Below are 15,929 nucleotides of genomic sequence, written 5' to 3'. Positions count from 1 at the left end.
TTCCGTTCCGGGCGGCTCATGTGGCCGCCTCCGTGGTTCTGCCCCGGTCGCCGCGCTCGGCGTAGCCCGCCGCCTGCAGGCCGAACAGCCGGGCGTAGTGCCCGCCGCCCAGGGCCATGAGCTCGTCGTGGAAGCCGAGTTCGGCGATCCGGCCGTCCACCAGCACGGCGATCGCGTCGGCCTCGCGCAGGGCGCCGGGCCGGTGTGAGACCAACAGCGCGGTTCGTCCAAGGCGGTGGCGACTGAGCGTGCGGTGCACCTCGTGCTCGGCCTCCGGGTCCAGGCCCGAGCTGGGCTCGTCCAGGATCAGCAGATCGGCGTCGCCGCGCATCAACGAGCGGGCCAGCGCCACCCGTTGCCACTGGCCGCCGGAAAGGGTGACCCCGGGGGTGCCGTCCTCCTCGTCGAGGTGGACCCGGCTGAGCTGGGTCTCGTACCCGTCGGGGAGGCCGCGCAGGGTCGCGTCGATGCCGGCGAGCCGCGCGCTGTCGCGGATGCGCTCCAGGTCCTCGCGGTACGGCAGATCGCCGATGCCGATGTTCTCGGCCGCCGAGAGGTCGTACGTCATGTAGTCCTGGAACGTGACGCCGATCCGGCGGCGCAGCTCGGCCACGTCCATGGTCCGGATGTCGGTGCCGTCCCAGAGGATCGCGCCGCGTTCGGGGTCGTAGAACCGGCAGAGCAGCTTGATGAGGGTGCTCTTGCCGGCGCCGTTGCGGCCCACCAGGCCCATCGCGGTGCCCGCCGGGACGGTCAGGTTCACCCCGCGCAGCACCCAGGGGCCGGAGGCGTCGTAGCGGAACCAGACGTCGCGCAGTTCGATTCGTCCGGTGAGGGTCGGTGCGGGGGCCTCACCCCGGGGCAGGTCGTCGGGGGTGTCGAGCAGGTCGAGATAGTGGCCGAAGAGCCGCACGCCCTCCGCGGCCGATCCGGCCTGGAGCACGATCCCGGTGAACGCCCCCTGCACTCCCGCGGCGGCGGCGATGAACAGCGTCACATCACCGATCGTGAATCTGCCGTGGGCCGCGCCCGCGACCACCACGACCGTACCGAGCCCGGCGACCAGGGCGTTGAGCGCGGCGAAAGCCGACTGCACGAGGGCGCCACGCCGGGCCACCGCGAGTTCGGCCTCGGTGGCGTCGTTCAGCGCGCGGATCAGCCGGCCGTGCAGGAAGCCGCCGAGGCCGAACAGCCGGATCTCCTTGGCGGCGCGGGGGTCGGTCAGCAGCGAGCGGTAGAAGAGGTGGCGGCGCAGCCGGGCGGAGGTCAACTCCCAGACCACCACCTGGCGGCGGGCCAGCGACAGCCGGGCCAGCAGTGCGGCGGCGCCGACCAGGAACAAAAGGCCCACCATCGGGGGCCAGACGGCGAGCAGGGCGCCCGTGAAGCCGCTGAGCGCGGCCACCGAACGCACCGCCTCCTGGGTGAACATGGTGACGTTGTGCGGCGCGTCCTCCGAGGCCTGCTGGGCGAGCCGCAGCCGGTCGTGGAACGCGGGATCCTCGAACCGCCGCAGTCCCCGGAACTCGTCGACCTTGGCGAACAGGGTCCGTTCGACTTCGACGACGAGCCGTCTGCGCACCAACTCGTCCAGATATGCGGCCAGTTGAAGAAGGACGGCGGAGAGGGCGCCCAGCGCGGCCGTGGCGATGCCGAGGCTGACGGCGTGCCGCGCGTCGGCGTGTGCACCGCGGCCGAGTTCGTCGAAGAGCAGCTTGGCGAGCCAGGCGGCGGCGGCCGGCGTCACGCCGACTCCCACGGTCACCCCGAACAGCAGGGAGGCGCCGACGGGTGTGGCGCGGAACTGGAGGGCGACCGCCGCCCACGCGGCGCGGGCCCGCAGCCGGTTCCCCGGAGGTGAAGCGGCCTCCGGGGAACCGGCAGGTGGGTCGGAGTGCGTCATCAGCAGGTGTTGCTGCGCTTGGTGCACACGCCGTTACAGGCGAATCGGTACTGGTGTCCGCCCTTGCAGTAACAGAGCTGACCCACCTCGGGGACGCATGCCCCCGCGCGCTGCTCGTCGAGTACGAGCCGCAGCAGTCGGTCGCCCATCGTGCCGATCATTCGCCTCATGACTACCTCCTGGTCGTGCGACGTGATGTGACGGGATGGGATGGGGCTGGGTCAGCAGGTGCCGGACTTCACACAGGGGCCGTTGCAGCTGAAGACGTACCGGACGTGGTTCGTGCACTTGCAGAAAGTGCCGTGCTCCGGGACACAGGCGCCGGCCCGGTCCTCCTTCAGCAGCATGCCCAGCAACTTGTCGCCCATCGTGCCGATCACACGGGTCATCACGGACCTCCCTCGTAGGGTGAAGACCGGACCAGGGGTAAGGTCCGGCCGGAGCAGAAGTTATGTTGCGATGCCAATTGAGCGCAAGAGTGCGGAAGTTGACGGATTGCTTCCAGTTTCGCCTGGGAAGATGTGGGCGAAAGTGGCCACTGTTGCTCATGTCGACTTGGGGCTACATTGCCTCTGGTCCAGTCGTCCCGGGAGGTGAGAGCTGCTCGTGGCCTATGCCCTGCTTGCCGTCAGACTCCTCGTCGGCATCGTGTTCGCGGCGTCCGCGACCGGAAAACTACGAGGCGCCGCGGCCTTCCGCGGCTTCGAGGAATCCGCCCGTTCCATGGGCGTTCCGGCCCGCCTGAGCCGCCTCGTGGCGGTGGCCGTGGTCGTGGGGGAGTGCGCCGCGGTGGTGCTGCTCGCCCTGGGGCCCGGCGGCGCGCCCGGCTTCGTCCTGACCCTGCTGCTGCTCGCAGCGTTCACCACCGGAATCGTCCGTACGGTCCGCAGCGGAACCAAGGCGTCCTGCGCCTGCTTCGGCGCTTCCACCGCGCCGATCGGCCGCCGCCACGTGGTGCGGAACACCGTGCTGCTCACCCTGGCCGCGTTCGGCCTGGCCGCCGCCCTCGCGGGGACACCGGCGCCGACCCAGGCGGCGGGCGTGCTGATCGCGGCGTTCGGCGCGCTGGTGGGCGCCCTGCTCGTGATCTTCACGGACGAGCTGGGCACGCTGTTCGACGACGGCGCCCCACGCACCTCGGGACGCGTCCGCGGATCAGCCCCGTAGGCGACCCGAGCAGGCGAACCGGTAGGCGACAACCCTCCTGACTTCCCGGGTGGTTGATGTTCACGCACCACCGTGGCGGCCACCGCGACGCACCCGTCGCAGCCGCCGCAGCACCACGGCGCGCGGCACACCCGTGCGGCGTCGCGCCGTCGCATCCCGCGATCCGATGGGCGGACACCCCGCCCCACGATGACACGAGACTCCGGAGTCACCCATGCCCTTTCTGGTCACCGCCGTCGTCCTCATCGCCGTGCTCTGTCTGCTGAACCTGCTGCTCACCTTCGGCGTCATACGCAAACTCCGCGCCCAGGCCGACGAGAAGGCCGACCGGGTGGCGGACGGCCTGATCATCCCGGCCGGCTCCGCCGTTCCCCGCTTCTCCGCCGTCACCACCGCCGGTGAGCGGATCACCCGCGAGGGCCTCGGCGAGACCATGCTGGGCTTCTTCTCGCCCGACTGCCGGGCCTGCAAGGAGCGGCTGCCGCTCTTCGTGGAGCAGGCGCGCACCACGGCCCGCGCGACCGGTCGCAGCGTCCTCGCCGTCGTGCACGGCACCGACGAGGAGGCCCGCGAGCAGGTGGCGGCGCTGTCCGAGGTCGCCCACGTCGTGGTCGAGCCGGGCGACGGGCCGCTCGGCGAGGCCTTCGACATCACCGGGTACCCGGTCTTCGGCCTGATCACCGTCGACGGCACCCTCAGCGCCACCGCCTTCGACCCCGGCCGCCTGCCGGCCCCCTCGAAGGCCACGGTCTGACCCCGGGCACCGCCCCGGGTCAGGACGGACCGTCGGGCCTCGCCGCGGCGACCAGGCTCGGCTGGAGCCGGCGGGCGGCGTCGAGGTGGTCGGCGGTCCAGATGATGCGGACGGCCGTGTCCGTGGCCTGCCCGTGCTCGTCGCTGAGGTCGCGGCGGAGGGATTCGACCAGCTGTGCCTCGGCCGCGGGGTTGCGCGGCAGCGGATCCCGGACGGAGGCGTTGTGCCCGAGACCGGCCGCCAGATCCTGGTACCAGCCGGAGATCTGACCGGCGGCGCTCAGCAGGACGAGGCCGGCTTCCGCCCGGTTCGGCTCGCTGTCCGGTTCGCAGGCGCGCCGCCACAGCCCCAGGACCGCGTCCGCCGCGAGGCGCAGCCCCACGATGCCGGTCACCAGGGTGGTCATGTCGGCCAGGGGAACCGGTTTGGCGCCGCGTTCGGCCAGATAGCTGCGGAACGCGTCGTCGAGCCTGCGCGCGGCCGCGGCCGCTTCGACGCCCTCCCGCAGCGCGGCCTCGACAGACGTGGGCGTGGGGGCGGTGCCGCAGTGGCCGACGGCGTACTGTACCGCGCCCGCCAGATACCGGGCGCTGTCCGTGTACGCCTCGGCGAGCGCCCGGTCGACGGCTGCCGTGGCGCCGCGCGGCCAGAAGAACAGGCCCACCAGCACGCTCACCGCGCAGCCGATGGCGATGTCCTGGATCCGCAGCAGCACGATGTGCCAGTCGGGGTCCTGGCCGATGTTGAACAGGATGACGAGGGTGATGGTGAAGGACGCCTGGCCGGCGGCGAAGGAGATGGCGGCGGGGGCGATACCGGCAAGGAGCACGGCGAGGGGCAGCAGGAACCAGAGCGCCGTGCCGTGGTGGCCGATCAGCTGCAGCAGCCCGGTGCCGATGATCGAACCCGCGAGGGTGCCGCCCAGGGCGCGGACCGCGTTCTGCCCGGTGTTGAGGGCGTTCGAGCGCAGCACGGACAGGGTTCCCAGGAGCACCCAGAACGAGTGCTGGACGCTGGTCACGTTGGCGAGGCCGACCGCGATGCCGAGGCCGAGTGCGCCGCGCAGGCTGTTGTGCAGCCAGACGGACCCCGGCTGAAGGTGGGCGGCGGCTCGCTCGCGCGCCGCCGCCAGCGGTCGGGTCACGGCGTCGGGCTCGCGGCCCAGCAGGCGTTCGAACCAGCTGCGGCGTTCGGCGGCCGCGGCCAGGGCCACGTTGTCCGCGATCTGCAGCGTCGCGAAACCCAGCTCCTGCGCGCGGAACGAAAGGTCCAGCGCTCCGATGACGGGGTGCACCTGTGAGGGTGTGCCGGCGCCGCCCCGGCGCACGGGCAGCCGGGTGGTGGCGTTGCGCTCCATGTCGGCCATGGCCTTGCGCAGACTCTCCGAGGCTGCGTGCAGTTCGTCCGGTGAGCCGCGCGGGGCGTCGAGCAGCGCGGCCACCTCGTCGAGTACGGCCGCGGCGGCCCGGCGTACGGACCGGGCGGCGATGTCGCAGGCCGGTCGACCGTCGAGCGGGGGCGCGCTGTCGGCGAGGATGCTGCTGAGCCAGGTCAGTTCGTCGACCAGGCGGACGAGGGCGCGCGAGCTGGTGGACAGGCCGGTGGGGCGGTACGGGGTGGCGTCGAAGACGGTGCGCAGCTCGGCCGCCGCGGCGGCGGCCTCGTCGGCTCTGGTACGGCACTGACCGGTGCTCGGCGCGGCAGGCCCGCCCGCCAGGAGGGACGCGTCGGTGCGCAGTTGCTCGGCGGCCGCACAGCACACTCGTGCGGCCGGTGCGCTGAGGGGGTCCCCGCTGGGACGGGGCCACAGCAGGGTGACCGCGAGCATGGAGGCGGCTGCCGCGAGGCCCGCTCCCGCGAGCCGGGCGGGCAGCTCCGCGAACGGGACGGGCGAGGTCACCGGGAGGATGAAGGCCAGCAACAGTGCGGTCGAGGCGCCCGCGAGGACGGAGCTGACCACCCCGGAGAACAGCACCAGGAAACCGATGACGACCATGGCGGTGACCGCGAGCCAGGTCTTGTCGGCCACGAGCGTACCCAGACAGATCAGGACGGCCCAGGCCACCGCGAGGCCGAGGTGGGCGCGTAGCCGCTGCACCATCGGACCGGTGAAATCCACGAGCAGCAGCATCGAGAACGCACCGAACGCGGCGAAGGTCGCCATCGTCGGTGACCCGATGACCTGGCTGCACAGGGCGAACAGCGCGGGCATGACGAGCGCCGTCCGCCCGGCACGCCGGGTCGCCGCCAGCTCGGGATCGCGGTCGCGCAGCCACGACGCGACCGACGCGGGACGGATTCGACTGGATGTCCGCACGTGCCCGGCCACCTCCTGTCGACAGGTCTACGCCCCACCGAGTGTGACGTCTCTTCCGGAGCGACGTCACCCGAACACGATCTCTGCTCATGATCCACCCAGGCGGCGCGCCCGCACCCGGCCGGGGCGTGCCCGCACAGGGCCCCGTCACGCCCCGAGCAGTGCTCCCCGGCGCAGCTCGGCCTGCCGTTCGGCGCACAGAGCGCCCACGCGACGGGTGCGGAGGTCACCGTCCTGCCGAGGTGGCGGTCAGCCGGCGAACGCCTCGTTCAGGCGGACGTTGTAGCCGTCCTCTTCCATGAGGACGACGGTGACGCCGAACGGGGAGGGATGGTCCAGTTCGAGCGGGATGAAGGAGTAGTCGACCGCGGCCTGGACGGGAAGGACCAACTCGCCGTCCGGCTGTGGCTCGACGGCGGGCTGCCATGCGGGCTCGGCCGACCCCCGACCTTCGGGGGAGTGGGCCGGGGGTTGTTCGGTGTAGGGGAACTGGTGCAGCACATGGCCGTCCTTCGTGGCGCGCACCATGTTCAGACACGGCACCGGGCCGGTGACCGGCAACTGGCAGGCGGTGGCGACGTCGTGGGTCTCCCAGGCGAGAACGACCTCGTCGGCGCCGGCCGCCGCGGCGATGTTCGCGAGCTCGGCGATGCCGGTGAGCGCGTCCTTGCCGGGCTCGGTCGGCCGCACCCAGATCAGGCCGACCAACTCGCCGCGCACCAGCGGCATGATGACCGGCCGTGGCACGGCGCCCTCGGCGAGCCCCGCGGAGTACGCGCTCTTCATCGACTCCACCAGCGCGTCCCACGTCTGTGCATCCATGAACTCACCCTCGTCGCCCGCCTGTGTCCGATCAGGCTGACCCTGTCATGCGGGCCGTGCCCTCCGCCAGCGGCTCGGACCGGTCAGGCGGGCGCTCCGGCCAGGACTTCCACCTTGCCGGTGTCGAGCGAGTAGTAGGCGCCGACCACGGCGAGGGCACCCTTCTTCACGAGGGGGGCCAGGTCCTGATTGGAGCGCAGGTCGGCGGCGGTCAGCGTGACCTGCGCGCGGGCCATGGAATCCACCGGATCGGCACCGCCCACACGGACCGCCTGCTTGTACGCCGGACGCAGGGCCTTGGCGATCGCCTCCAGATTGCCGGGCAGCGGTTTGCCGTCACGGATGGACTTGTACGCCGCCTCGATGGCGCCGCAGCGTTGATGCCCGAGCACCACGATGAGCGGAGTGCCGCTCGTCATGGGCCCGTACTCCACGGAACCGGTGACCACCGGACCGATGGCCTCCCCGCCCGTGCGCATCACGTACAGGTCACCCAGCCCGGTGTCGAAGAGGAGTTCGGGCGGTACCCGGGAGTCGATGCAGGAGAGGATCGCCCCGAAGGGTTCCTGCTTCTCGGCCACGAACTGACGCCGGTCCGGATCCCGGTCGGGATGTCGAAGATCGCCGCTCACCCAGCGCTTGTTGCCTTCCATCAGTCTGGTGAACGCCGCGGCGGGCGTGGTCGGCGGCGGTTCCGGCGGAGCGCTGGTCGCCGACGAGGCGGCGCTCGTCGGCGAACACCCCGCAAGCGTGACCGTGGCGGCCACGAGACCGCCGACGAGAAGAACTCTGCGATCGGGATGTCCCGCTCTGTCCATCAGCCCTGACCTCTCAGTCCACCGAGACGTCTCCGTACGTCTTGACCAGGGGCGAGTGTGCAGTGCGGTGAGGGAACAGGATGGGAGGCACACGCGGGCGCGGGCCACTCTGCCACCGATGGCCCACGACCCGGAGCCCTGGAACGGTCTGTGGCGGAGCGTCACAGCCGGCAGGTCAGATGCCCATCGACGCCATCTCGATCGCCGACCGGTAGTTCGCTGCCGCGGTCACCACGCAGGCCCGATAGGTCCGGTTGTCCTTCACGACGAGGAAGTAGTCCTTGAGGTTCTTCCAGTAGCTGAGCAGGTAGCCGATGCCCGGGAGGAAGCCGGGCGGCCGGGGTACCAGCGCGAAGGCCTCGGAACACCGGAGGATTTCGCCGGTCGCCTGGGAGAGGACGTCGGCGACGTCGGGGTTCATGTTCCAGCCGGCGGCCAGATCGGCGTTCCAGATGGAGGCGGCCACCTCCCGCAGGTGGGCCTCCTCCTCCGGGGAGATGTCGCTCTGGCCGAGGGCGTGCACGGCTGCCGGGGGTGTCGCGGCCTGGGAAGGTCCGGCGGCGGCCGAGGCCGCCGTGCCCGAGACTCCGAGAAGAAGTGCGGCTGTTGTGGCCGCCGCCACCGTGTACGTGGCCCGTCTGCCGCCCATGCCGATCGGTCCCCTCTGCGGATGCGCCCGGGGCCTGCCGCCCGGGCAGGGCCGACGCTGTCATGTGCCGTACATACGGGTCAACGGCGACAATCTGCCAACCGCGGCCGACGGTTGCTTCTTGACGACGGCGCACCAGGACGCCGCCCGAGACCCCGTCGTACGGCGGCAGGTAGGCATCCGTCGGGGCACGCGGGGCACCATGATGGTGGCGGGAACCACCCGTGCGGGCGACGACGTACGTCCGCCCTGGACGATCCACCCCGAATTCACGGTGTTCCGAGAGGGGCATGGACGGGAGTGGCCCGGTTCACATGGCATAACGGGGGCGTCACCGACAGCATGGTCCTCGTCACCGGCAGGCCGAAGGGATCCAGGATGTTCCGCAAGGTGCTGGTCGCCAACCGCGGCGAGATTGCGATTCGCGCGTTCCGCGCTGGCTATGAACTGGGCGCGCGAACCGTGGCTGTCTTCCCTCACGAGGACCGCAACTCGCTGCACCGGCTGAAGGCCGACGAGGCCTACGAGATCGGCGAGCCGGGGCACCCGGTGCGGGCCTATCTCTCCGTGGAGGAGGTCGTCCGTGCCGCACGCAAGGCGGGTGCGGACGCCGTCTACCCGGGCTACGGGTTTCTGTCCGAGAACCCGGAACTGGCGCGCGCCTGCGAGGAGGCGGGCATCACGTTCGTCGGCCCGGACGCCGCCACGCTCGAGCTGACGGGAAACAAGGCCCGCGCCGTGGCGGCCGCCCGGGCGGCCGGCGTGCCGGTCCTCAGCTCCTCGGCGCCCTCCACCGACGTCGACGAACTGGTCCGCGCCGCCGAGGACGTCGGCTTTCCCGTGTTCGTCAAGGCGGTCGCGGGCGGCGGAGGGCGCGGTATGCGGCGGGTCGAGGACCCGGCCACACTGCGTGAGTCCATCGAGGCGGCCTCCCGCGAGGCGACGTCGGCGTTCGGCGACCCCACCGTCTTCCTGGAGAAGGCCGTCGTCGATCCGCGCCACATCGAGGTGCAGATCCTCGCCGACGGACAGGGCAACGTCATCCACCTGTTCGAGCGTGACTGCTCGGTGCAGCGCCGCCACCAGAAGGTGATCGAGCTGGCGCCCGCGCCGAACCTCGATCCGGTACTGCGGGACCGGATCTGCGCCGACGCGGTGCGGTTCGCCCGCGAGATCGGCTACCGCAACGCCGGCACCGTGGAGTTCCTCCTCGACCGCGACGGCAACCACGTCTTCATCGAGATGAACCCGCGCATCCAGGTGGAACACACGGTCACGGAGGAGGTCACCGACGTCGACCTCGTACAGGCCCAGCTGCGCATCGCCTCGGGCGAGTCGCTGGCGGATCTCGGGCTCTCCCAGGAGACGGTCACCCTGCGCGGTGCCGCCCTCCAGTGCCGTATCACCACCGAGGATCCGGCGAACGGCTTCCGCCCGGACACCGGCCGGATCAGCGCCTACCGTTCGCCGGGCGGCTCGGGTATCCGTCTGGACGGCGGTACCACCCACGCGGGTACGGAGATCAGCGCGCACTTCGACTCGATGCTGGTCAAGCTCACCTGCCGGGGCCGGGACTTCAAGTCCGCGATCGGCCGCGCCCGGCGTGCCGTGGCCGAGTTCCGCATCCGGGGCGTCGCCACGAACATCCCGTTCCTCCAAGCCGTACTGGACGACCCCGACTTCCAGGCCGGGCGGGTCACGACATCGTTCATCGAACAGCGGCCGCACCTGCTCACCGCCCGCCACTCCGCCGACCGCGGCACCAAGCTGCTCACCTACCTCGCCGACGTCACGGTGAACAAGCCGCACGGCGAACGGCCCGAGCTGATCGACCCCGTCACCAAGCTGCCGCCGCTGCCCGCCGGTGAGCCGCCCGCGGGTTCCCGGCAGCGTCTCGTCGAACTCGGCCCGGAAGGCTTCGCCCGGCAGCTGCGCGAGTCGCCGACCATCGGCGTCACCGACACCACCTTCCGCGACGCCCACCAGTCCCTGCTCGCCACCCGGGTACGCACCAAGGACCTCCTCGCCGTCGCCCCGGCCGTGGCCCGGACCCTGCCCGAGCTGCTGTCCCTGGAATGCTGGGGCGGCGCCACCTACGACGTCGCCCTGCGCTTCCTCGCCGAGGACCCCTGGGAACGCCTGGCGGCCCTGCGCGAGGCCGTGCCCAACATCTGCCTCCAGATGCTGCTGCGCGGCCGCAACACCGTCGGCTACACGCCCTACCCGACCGAGGTGACCGACGCTTTCGTCCAGGAGGCCGCGGCCACCGGCATCGACATCTTCCGCATCTTCGACGCGCTGAACGACGTCGGCCAGATGCGCCCGGCCATCGATGCCGTACGGGAGACCGGGACGGCGATCGCCGAGGTCGCCCTGTGCTACACCTCCGACCTGTCCGACCCGTCGGAGCGGCTGTACACCCTGGACTACTACCTCCGCCTCGCGGAGCAGATCGTGGCCGCGGGCGCACACGTCCTGGCCGTCAAGGACATGGCCGGTCTGCTGCGGGCACCCGCCGCGGCCACGCTCGTGTCGGCGTTGCGCCGCGAGTTCGACCTGCCGGTGCACCTGCACACCCACGACACCGCGGGCGGTCAGCTCGCCACCTACCTCGCCGCGATCCAGGCCGGCGCCGACGCGGTGGACGGCGCGGTCGCCTCCATGGCGGGCACCACCTCGCAGCCGTCGCTGTCGGCGATCGTCGCCGCCACGGACCACTCCGACCGGCCCACCGGCCTGGACCTGGGGGCCGTCGGTGACCTGGAGCCGTACTGGGAGAGCGTCCGCAGGATCTACGCGCCCTTCGAGGCGGGCCTGGCCTCGCCGACCGGACGCGTCTACCACCACGAGATCCCCGGCGGCCAGCTGTCCAACCTGCGCACCCAGGCGGTCGCCCTCGGCCTCGGCGATCGCTTCGAGGACATCGAGGCGATGTACGAGGCGGCGGACCGTATCCTGGGCCACCTGGTCAAGGTCACCCCTTCCTCCAAGGTCGTCGGTGACCTCGCCCTGCACCTGGTGGGTGCCGGGGTGGCGCCGGAGGACTTCGAGGCGACACCGGACAGGTTCGACATCCCCGACTCCGTCATCGGCTTCCTGCGCGGCGAACTGGGCACTCCGCCCGGCGGCTGGCCGGAGCCGTTCCGCACCAAGGCGCTTCAAGGCCGCGCAGAGGCCAAGCCCGTACCGGAGCTGAGCGCCGAGGACCGTACGGGCCTGGAGAAGTCCCGGCGTTCGACCCTCAACCGGCTGCTGTTCCCCGGGCCGACGCGCGACTTCGACACCCGCCGCCAGGCCTACGGTGACACCAGCGTGCTGGACAGCAAGGACTTCTTCTACGGGCTGCGCCCCGCCAAGGAGTACTCCGTCGACCTCGAGCCCGGTGTGCGGCTCCTCATCGAGCTCCAGGCCATCGGTGAGGCGGACGAGCGCGGCATGCGCACCGTGATGTCCTCCCTGAACGGCCAACTGCGGCCGATCCAGGTCCGTGACAACGCGGCGGCTTCCGACGTACCGGTGACCGAGAAGGCCGACAGGGCCAACCCCGGACACGTGGCGGCGCCGTTCGCCGGTGTGGTGACGCTCGCGGTCGCCGAGGGCGACGAGGTGGAGGCCGGTGCGACCGTGGCCACCATCGAGGCGATGAAGATGGAAGCCTCCATCACCGCCCCGAAGGCCGGCCGGGTGACCAGGCTGGCCATCAACCGGATCCAGCAGGTGGAAGGCGGCGACCTGCTCATCGAGGTCGGCTGAGGCTTGTCACTGAGCACGCGTGCACCGAGCACGCGTGTGCCGTCAGGACCGACCTGCGGCCGCCCGCCTGATCTTCGACAGGCGGGCGGCGAGCGGGTGCTACGGCGCCGCGGCGCCGAGTGCGACGGTGCCGCGTGCGCGGGGCGCCACGGTGTCGCGGCCGGTCGTGTGCCGACGCCAGAGGCCGTCGCCGACCATGCTCGGTCCGTGGACGAGTGGCTGTGCCACCTCGAACGCCATCGCGGAGACCTCGTCGGCCGGCGGTGGGTGGCACGGAAGGTGCCGGTGCGGCAGTGGTCGGGGACCAGGTAGGCGAGCTTGTCGTCGTCCGGGTTGACGGGGCCGCCGTCGGAACAGGCCCAGGAATGCCCCGCGACCCACTGCCGCGTCGAGGCGAAGTCCGCGGTGAAGACGACGTCGGACACCCGCGGCCTTCTTGATGTCGGCTTGAGCGCGATGCATGCTCGTTCAACCTCGACCAGCAGGGAAACAACTCTTCGGAGTGAACGAGGTCCCGGCTGCACTCGGCACCGAGCCGTCGCCCGACATGAGGCCAACTGCCAAACCGCTACGGCAGGTTGGAGCAGCTCACGGAATGATGCCTCGGGTGGACCCGATGAATGACACACAGGACCGGCCCCGAACGGGCTGGGGAGTACTCACCCAACGGGACTTTCGCCTGCTCTGGGTAACGCCCACTGATGATCGCGTGCGATCTGGTGGCCGGCGCGGCGCTGTTGAGCGTTCCGGCGGCGGCGTGGCTCGACGCGCTCACCCTTCAGCACCTGGTCGTCGTCGCGCTGATCTGCGGCACCGCGGCGGTGTGCTTCAACACCGCCTACCACTCGTACATCCCGATCGTGCTCGACGGCCGTAACCTCTTGGAGGGTAACGCCAAACTGCAGGGCAGCGAAGCCGCCGTCCAGGTGGCCGGGCTCCTGGCCGACGCCGTGACGTTCCTGATCTCCGTGGGCTGCCTGAAGCGGATGAGGGTGGTCGAGCCGGAGCATGCTCCCGGCGAGGAACGCCCCCCTCTCCGACGGCAGATCGTCGAAGGGCTCCGTTTCGTGGGCCGGGACCCGTACCTGCGGCCGATGGTCACCTGGGGTGCCGCGATCAGCATGGCGCTGATGGGCTACCAAGCGGTGCAGGTCGTGTTCCTGGTTCGCACCGTCGGACTGAATCCGGCCATGGTCGGGCTGTTGTTGACCAGCGGCAGTGCCGGCGGCATCGTGGGCGCGCTGCTGGCCAACGGGTTCAGTCGGCGGTTCGGCACCGCGCGCGGGCTGCTTCTCCTGCAGGGCGCCACCGCCCCGTTCGCGCTGCTGATGCCGATGACGACGGCGGGGCCGGAGCTACTGCTGTTCGCGACAGGCGGCTTCTTCGTCGGAATCGGCATCTCCGTGGCCAACATCGTGGTCGGCAGCTTCCGGCAGACCTACTGCCCGTGGGCGCGGGCGAGGCGCATGTGTGTACACCCATGCCGCCCGGCTGACCGGAGACCGCGGCGTCGCGGCCCGGACGCCGAGTCGTACGAACCGTTCGCACGTACGAGCCGTTGGAGCCGTTCGCACCGTACGGGCTGTTGGAGCCGTTCGAGCCGTCGGAGGGGGACGGCCTGCGGTCCTGGTTCTACGGCATCGTCACCAACGTCCTGCGCAACACGCGCCGCGCCGCCCGCTGACCGTCACCTGCGGCGGGTGGCCTGCCGAAGTCAGTGGCGTCAGGTCTGTGGGACGTCCTTGACGAACACGATCCCGTCGCTGTCCGCCAAGTGGGCCGGGTCCAGCGGGGAGTAGCCGAACCACGGGGACACGCGGGGCGCGGGCGGCGTGTCGCCGAGGGCGGTGGCCAGCCGCGGGGCGTCGATGACGCAGCGGTCCTCCGGGAGTGCGTACAGGAGTCCTTCGACGGTGTCCGGCGGCGGGGTGTCCACTCCCTGGTGCCGGATCGTACCGAGGGCCGTGGCCACGAAGGCGTACTCCTCGCCGAGCTGGGCACTCACCAGCGCACCGGCGCTCCACCACTCCAGCGGCATCCCACCCATCCGCATCGTGCTCTTGACCCGCTGGAGATGGCCGTTGTGGGCGTGGATGAGTGCCGGGCCCCGTTCGGCGAGAGCGAGGAGGTTGTGGGCCATCATCTGGTCCCGCAGGCCCACCAGCCGGGTCATACGGCTCGGTGAGGTGTGAGCCATCCAGTAGTGGTATCGCAGCAGGCCGGTGGCGGTGCGCCCGTACAGGCGCGCCCGGTCCCAGTCGTCCCGCGGGGTCGCCCTGATCAGGTGTGGCGCCTGCGTGTCGAGCAGCGCCACCAGATCGTCGGCGAGCAGCCGCAGCCGGCCGGCCTCGGCCGACTGCCCCACGGACTGGGCCGGGTCCATCATCGCGGCGGGGTCGGTCCATCGGTCGTCGGCGCCGAGCAGGCGGTCGAGCGTTTCCCCGGTGCAGGGGAGCAGGTCCGCGTCCACCCGGGTCGAGAGGTAGCCGTGGAGTGCGGTGAGGGCCTGCCGGGGGCTCGCGGCGCCGGTGATCTCCAGCGGGCCGTCGAAACCGGCGAAGCGGAGCCGTTCCGGCGCGGGTCGGCCGTCGTTGTAGGCCCGTATCCAGCGCACGAGTTCGCGGTTGGCCGCGGAGGTGCCCCAGCCGTGGCTGAATCCGTGCTCCATGACCTCGTCGAGAGTGCCCGTGCCCGAAGTGACGTAGTCGTCCACGACCAGGCCCATCATGCAGTCGCTCTCGATCGCGATCGTCCGGTAGCCCTCCTGCTCGACGAGCTGCCGGAAGAGCTCGTTGCGCAGGTCGAGCAGAGTGTCCTCGCCGTGGGTGGGCTCGCCCAGGGCGAGCAGCCGAGGCCGGGCCGGGAGCAGCCTCATGACGGCGGCAGCCTCGACGGCATGGGCGGTGTACTTGATGTCAGTCGCCATGCCTTCAACGGTATCGTTGAACCTTCGGTTGAAACTTTCCCGCGATATCGTCGGTCTCATGGGGCGAAACCTTCAAAGCGGTGAGCGGCTCAGGCCGGTTGATCTGGCGCGCGGGCACCGTCTGTCCACGCAGGCGGTCAGGAACTACGAGGCGGCCGGCATCCTTCCGGCCGCCGGCCGCACTCCCCACGGGCACCGCACCTACACCTCGCTGCACGCCGGGGCCCTGCGCGCGTTCCTCGCCCTGGTGCCCGGCCACGGCCACCAGACGGCGACGTCGATCATGCGTGCGATGAACCAGGGCGCGGTCGACGAGGCGTTGCGCCTCGTCGACGAGAGCCACGCCCAGCTCCTCGACGACAGGCGGACCCTCCAGGCCGTGGAGCGCGCCCTCCGCGGCCTGGAGCCCACTGCGGCGTCCGAGCCCAACGCGGTGTCCGGGCCTGCCGGCAGGTTCATCGGGCCGCTGGCAGGGGAGCTCGGCATCCGGCCCGCGACGCTGCGCAAGTGGGAGCGCGCCGGGCTGGTACGCCCGCGCCGCGACCCGCGGACCGGGTACCGCGTCTACGACGAGGCCGACATGCGGGACGCCCGGCTGGCGCATCAACTCAGGCGGGGCGGCTACCTGTTGGAGCAGATCGCCCCGCTGATCGCCCAGGTGCGGGCGGCCGGCGGGCCGGAGCCGCTGGAGGCCACCCTGCGCGACTGGCACGGTCGGCTGTCCGTCCGCGGGCGCGCGATGCTGGCCGGGGCCGCCGAGCTGGAGGCGTACCTCCGCGAGCGCGGATGAGATTCGATCCACCCCGGTCGGCGCGTAGTC

At 71.4% G+C, this 15,929-nt stretch carries 14 protein-coding genes and 1 pseudogene; 5 read left to right on the top strand and 10 right to left on the bottom strand.

Going from position 1 to position 15,929, the window contains the following annotated elements; translation table 11 throughout:
* Positions 1 to 16: 16 nt before the first annotated feature.
* From KVT44_RS24705 to KVT44_RS24695, 3 genes are read right to left on the bottom strand one after another with little or no spacing between them, the layout of a single operon-like run.
* The gene (locus tag KVT44_RS24705; protein WP_217568609.1) at positions 17 to 1,903 is read right to left on the bottom strand and encodes an ABC transporter ATP-binding protein; all 1,887 of its coding nucleotides are present in this window, start codon (positions 1,901 to 1,903) and stop codon (positions 17 to 19) included.
* Positions 1,903 to 2,073 (bottom strand): hypothetical protein, encoded by a 171-nt coding sequence (locus KVT44_RS24700; RefSeq protein ID WP_168499662.1) that lies wholly within the window; start codon positions 2,071 to 2,073, stop codon positions 1,903 to 1,905. The genes KVT44_RS24705 and KVT44_RS24700 overlap by 1 nt, the downstream gene beginning before the upstream one ends.
* 51 nt (positions 2,074 to 2,124) lie before the next feature.
* Positions 2,125 to 2,292, bottom strand: coding sequence for a hypothetical protein (locus KVT44_RS24695; protein WP_165853921.1), 168 nt, complete (start codon positions 2,290 to 2,292; stop codon positions 2,125 to 2,127).
* Between the two features lie 217 nt (positions 2,293 to 2,509).
* Between KVT44_RS24695 and KVT44_RS24690 the strand changes: the two genes are divergently transcribed.
* Complete coding sequence (locus KVT44_RS24690) at positions 2,510 to 3,070, top strand: MauE/DoxX family redox-associated membrane protein (RefSeq protein WP_217568607.1); 561 nt, start codon at positions 2,510 to 2,512, stop codon at positions 3,068 to 3,070.
* A gap of 214 nt (positions 3,071 to 3,284) precedes the next feature.
* Positions 3,285 to 3,824 (top strand): thioredoxin family protein, encoded by a 540-nt coding sequence (locus KVT44_RS24685; protein ID WP_217568605.1) that lies wholly within the window; start codon positions 3,285 to 3,287, stop codon positions 3,822 to 3,824.
* A gap of 19 nt (positions 3,825 to 3,843) precedes the next feature.
* Here KVT44_RS24685 and KVT44_RS24680 read toward each other — a convergent pair whose 3' ends face one another.
* The 4 genes from KVT44_RS24680 to KVT44_RS24665 form a co-directional block, all read right to left on the bottom strand.
* The gene (locus KVT44_RS24680; RefSeq protein WP_217568604.1) at positions 3,844 to 6,141 is read right to left on the bottom strand and encodes an FUSC family protein; all 2,298 of its coding nucleotides are present in this window, start codon (positions 6,139 to 6,141) and stop codon (positions 3,844 to 3,846) included.
* A 249-nt stretch (positions 6,142 to 6,390) separates the two neighbouring features.
* Complete coding sequence (locus KVT44_RS24675; RefSeq protein ID WP_217568601.1) at positions 6,391 to 6,963, bottom strand: hypothetical protein; 573 nt, start codon at positions 6,961 to 6,963, stop codon at positions 6,391 to 6,393.
* A gap of 83 nt (positions 6,964 to 7,046) precedes the next feature.
* Positions 7,047 to 7,781, bottom strand: a complete 735-nt coding sequence (locus KVT44_RS24670; RefSeq protein ID WP_190170488.1) for a carbonic anhydrase — start codon at positions 7,779 to 7,781, stop codon at positions 7,047 to 7,049.
* 175 nt (positions 7,782 to 7,956) lie between these two features.
* Positions 7,957 to 8,430, bottom strand: coding sequence for a hypothetical protein (locus KVT44_RS24665; protein WP_254649818.1), 474 nt, complete (start codon positions 8,428 to 8,430; stop codon positions 7,957 to 7,959).
* Positions 8,431 to 8,808: 378 nt separating this feature from the next.
* On the opposite strand from KVT44_RS24665, the gene KVT44_RS24660 reads away from it, so the two are divergent.
* Positions 8,809 to 12,183 (top strand): pyruvate carboxylase, encoded by a 3,375-nt coding sequence (locus KVT44_RS24660; protein ID WP_217568599.1) that lies wholly within the window; start codon positions 8,809 to 8,811, stop codon positions 12,181 to 12,183.
* 99 nt (positions 12,184 to 12,282) lie between these two features.
* Here the strand turns inward: KVT44_RS24660 and KVT44_RS24655 are convergent, their stop codons facing one another.
* Positions 12,283 to 12,423, bottom strand: a complete 141-nt coding sequence (locus tag KVT44_RS24655; RefSeq protein ID WP_217568597.1) for a hypothetical protein — start codon at positions 12,421 to 12,423, stop codon at positions 12,283 to 12,285.
* Positions 12,424 to 12,437: 14 nt separating this feature from the next.
* A pseudogene (locus KVT44_RS58255) lies at positions 12,438 to 12,608 on the bottom strand (beta-glucanase); the annotation flags it as partial.
* Between the two features lie 276 nt (positions 12,609 to 12,884).
* Here KVT44_RS58255 and KVT44_RS24650 point away from each other — a divergent pair.
* Entirely contained in the window at positions 12,885 to 13,982 is a 1,098-nt protein-coding gene (locus KVT44_RS24650) for an MFS transporter (RefSeq protein WP_254649817.1), read from the top strand.
* Here KVT44_RS24650 and KVT44_RS24645 read toward each other — a convergent pair.
* Positions 13,907 to 15,109 (bottom strand): erythromycin esterase family protein, encoded by a 1,203-nt coding sequence (locus KVT44_RS24645; RefSeq protein ID WP_217568595.1) that lies wholly within the window; start codon positions 15,107 to 15,109, stop codon positions 13,907 to 13,909. The genes KVT44_RS24650 and KVT44_RS24645 overlap by 76 nt on opposite strands.
* 58 nt (positions 15,110 to 15,167) lie before the next feature.
* Between KVT44_RS24645 and KVT44_RS24640 the strand changes: the two genes are divergently transcribed.
* On the top strand, positions 15,168 to 15,899 hold the full coding sequence (locus KVT44_RS24640; protein ID WP_217568593.1) for a TioE family transcriptional regulator: 732 nt from the start codon (positions 15,168 to 15,170) through the stop codon (positions 15,897 to 15,899).
* The last annotated feature ends 30 nt before the right edge of the window (positions 15,900 to 15,929 follow it).

The sequence above is a fragment of the Streptomyces sp. GbtcB7 genome (assembly GCF_019091445.1).
Classification (GTDB): Bacteria; Actinomycetota; Actinomycetes; order Streptomycetales; family Streptomycetaceae; genus Streptomyces; species Streptomyces mirabilis.
The sequence above is the reverse complement of the archived record's forward strand: the minus strand, read 5'-3'. Positions and strand labels throughout refer to the sequence as shown.

Excerpts from the sequence above, each read along its gene's own strand:
- KVT44_RS24700 (WP_168499662.1), bottom strand. The coding sequence starts at position 2,073 with ATGAGGCGAATGATCGGCACGATGGGCGACCGACTGCTGCGGCTCGTA.
- KVT44_RS24645 (WP_217568595.1), bottom strand. The coding sequence starts at position 15,109 with ATGGCGACTGACATCAAGTACACCGCCCATGCCGTCGAGGCTGCCGCC.
- KVT44_RS24685 (WP_217568605.1), top strand. The coding sequence starts at position 3,285 with ATGCCCTTTCTGGTCACCGCCGTCGTCCTCATCGCCGTGCTCTGTCTG.
- KVT44_RS24670 (WP_190170488.1), bottom strand. The coding sequence starts at position 7,781 with ATGGACAGAGCGGGACATCCCGATCGCAGAGTTCTTCTCGTCGGCGGT.
- KVT44_RS24695 (WP_165853921.1), bottom strand. The coding sequence starts at position 2,292 with ATGACCCGTGTGATCGGCACGATGGGCGACAAGTTGCTGGGCATGCTG.
- KVT44_RS24665 (WP_254649818.1), bottom strand. The coding sequence starts at position 8,430 with ATGGGCGGCAGACGGGCCACGTACACGGTGGCGGCGGCCACAACAGCC.
- KVT44_RS24705 (WP_217568609.1), bottom strand. The coding sequence starts at position 1,903 with ATGACGCACTCCGACCCACCTGCCGGTTCCCCGGAGGCCGCTTCACCT.
- KVT44_RS24660 (WP_217568599.1), top strand. The coding sequence starts at position 8,809 with ATGTTCCGCAAGGTGCTGGTCGCCAACCGCGGCGAGATTGCGATTCGC.
- KVT44_RS24640 (WP_217568593.1), top strand. The coding sequence starts at position 15,168 with ATGGGGCGAAACCTTCAAAGCGGTGAGCGGCTCAGGCCGGTTGATCTG.
- KVT44_RS24655 (WP_217568597.1), bottom strand. The coding sequence starts at position 12,423 with ATGGCGTTCGAGGTGGCACAGCCACTCGTCCACGGACCGAGCATGGTC.
- KVT44_RS24675 (WP_217568601.1), bottom strand. The coding sequence starts at position 6,963 with ATGGATGCACAGACGTGGGACGCGCTGGTGGAGTCGATGAAGAGCGCG.
- KVT44_RS24650 (WP_254649817.1), top strand. The coding sequence starts at position 12,885 with ATGATCGCGTGCGATCTGGTGGCCGGCGCGGCGCTGTTGAGCGTTCCG.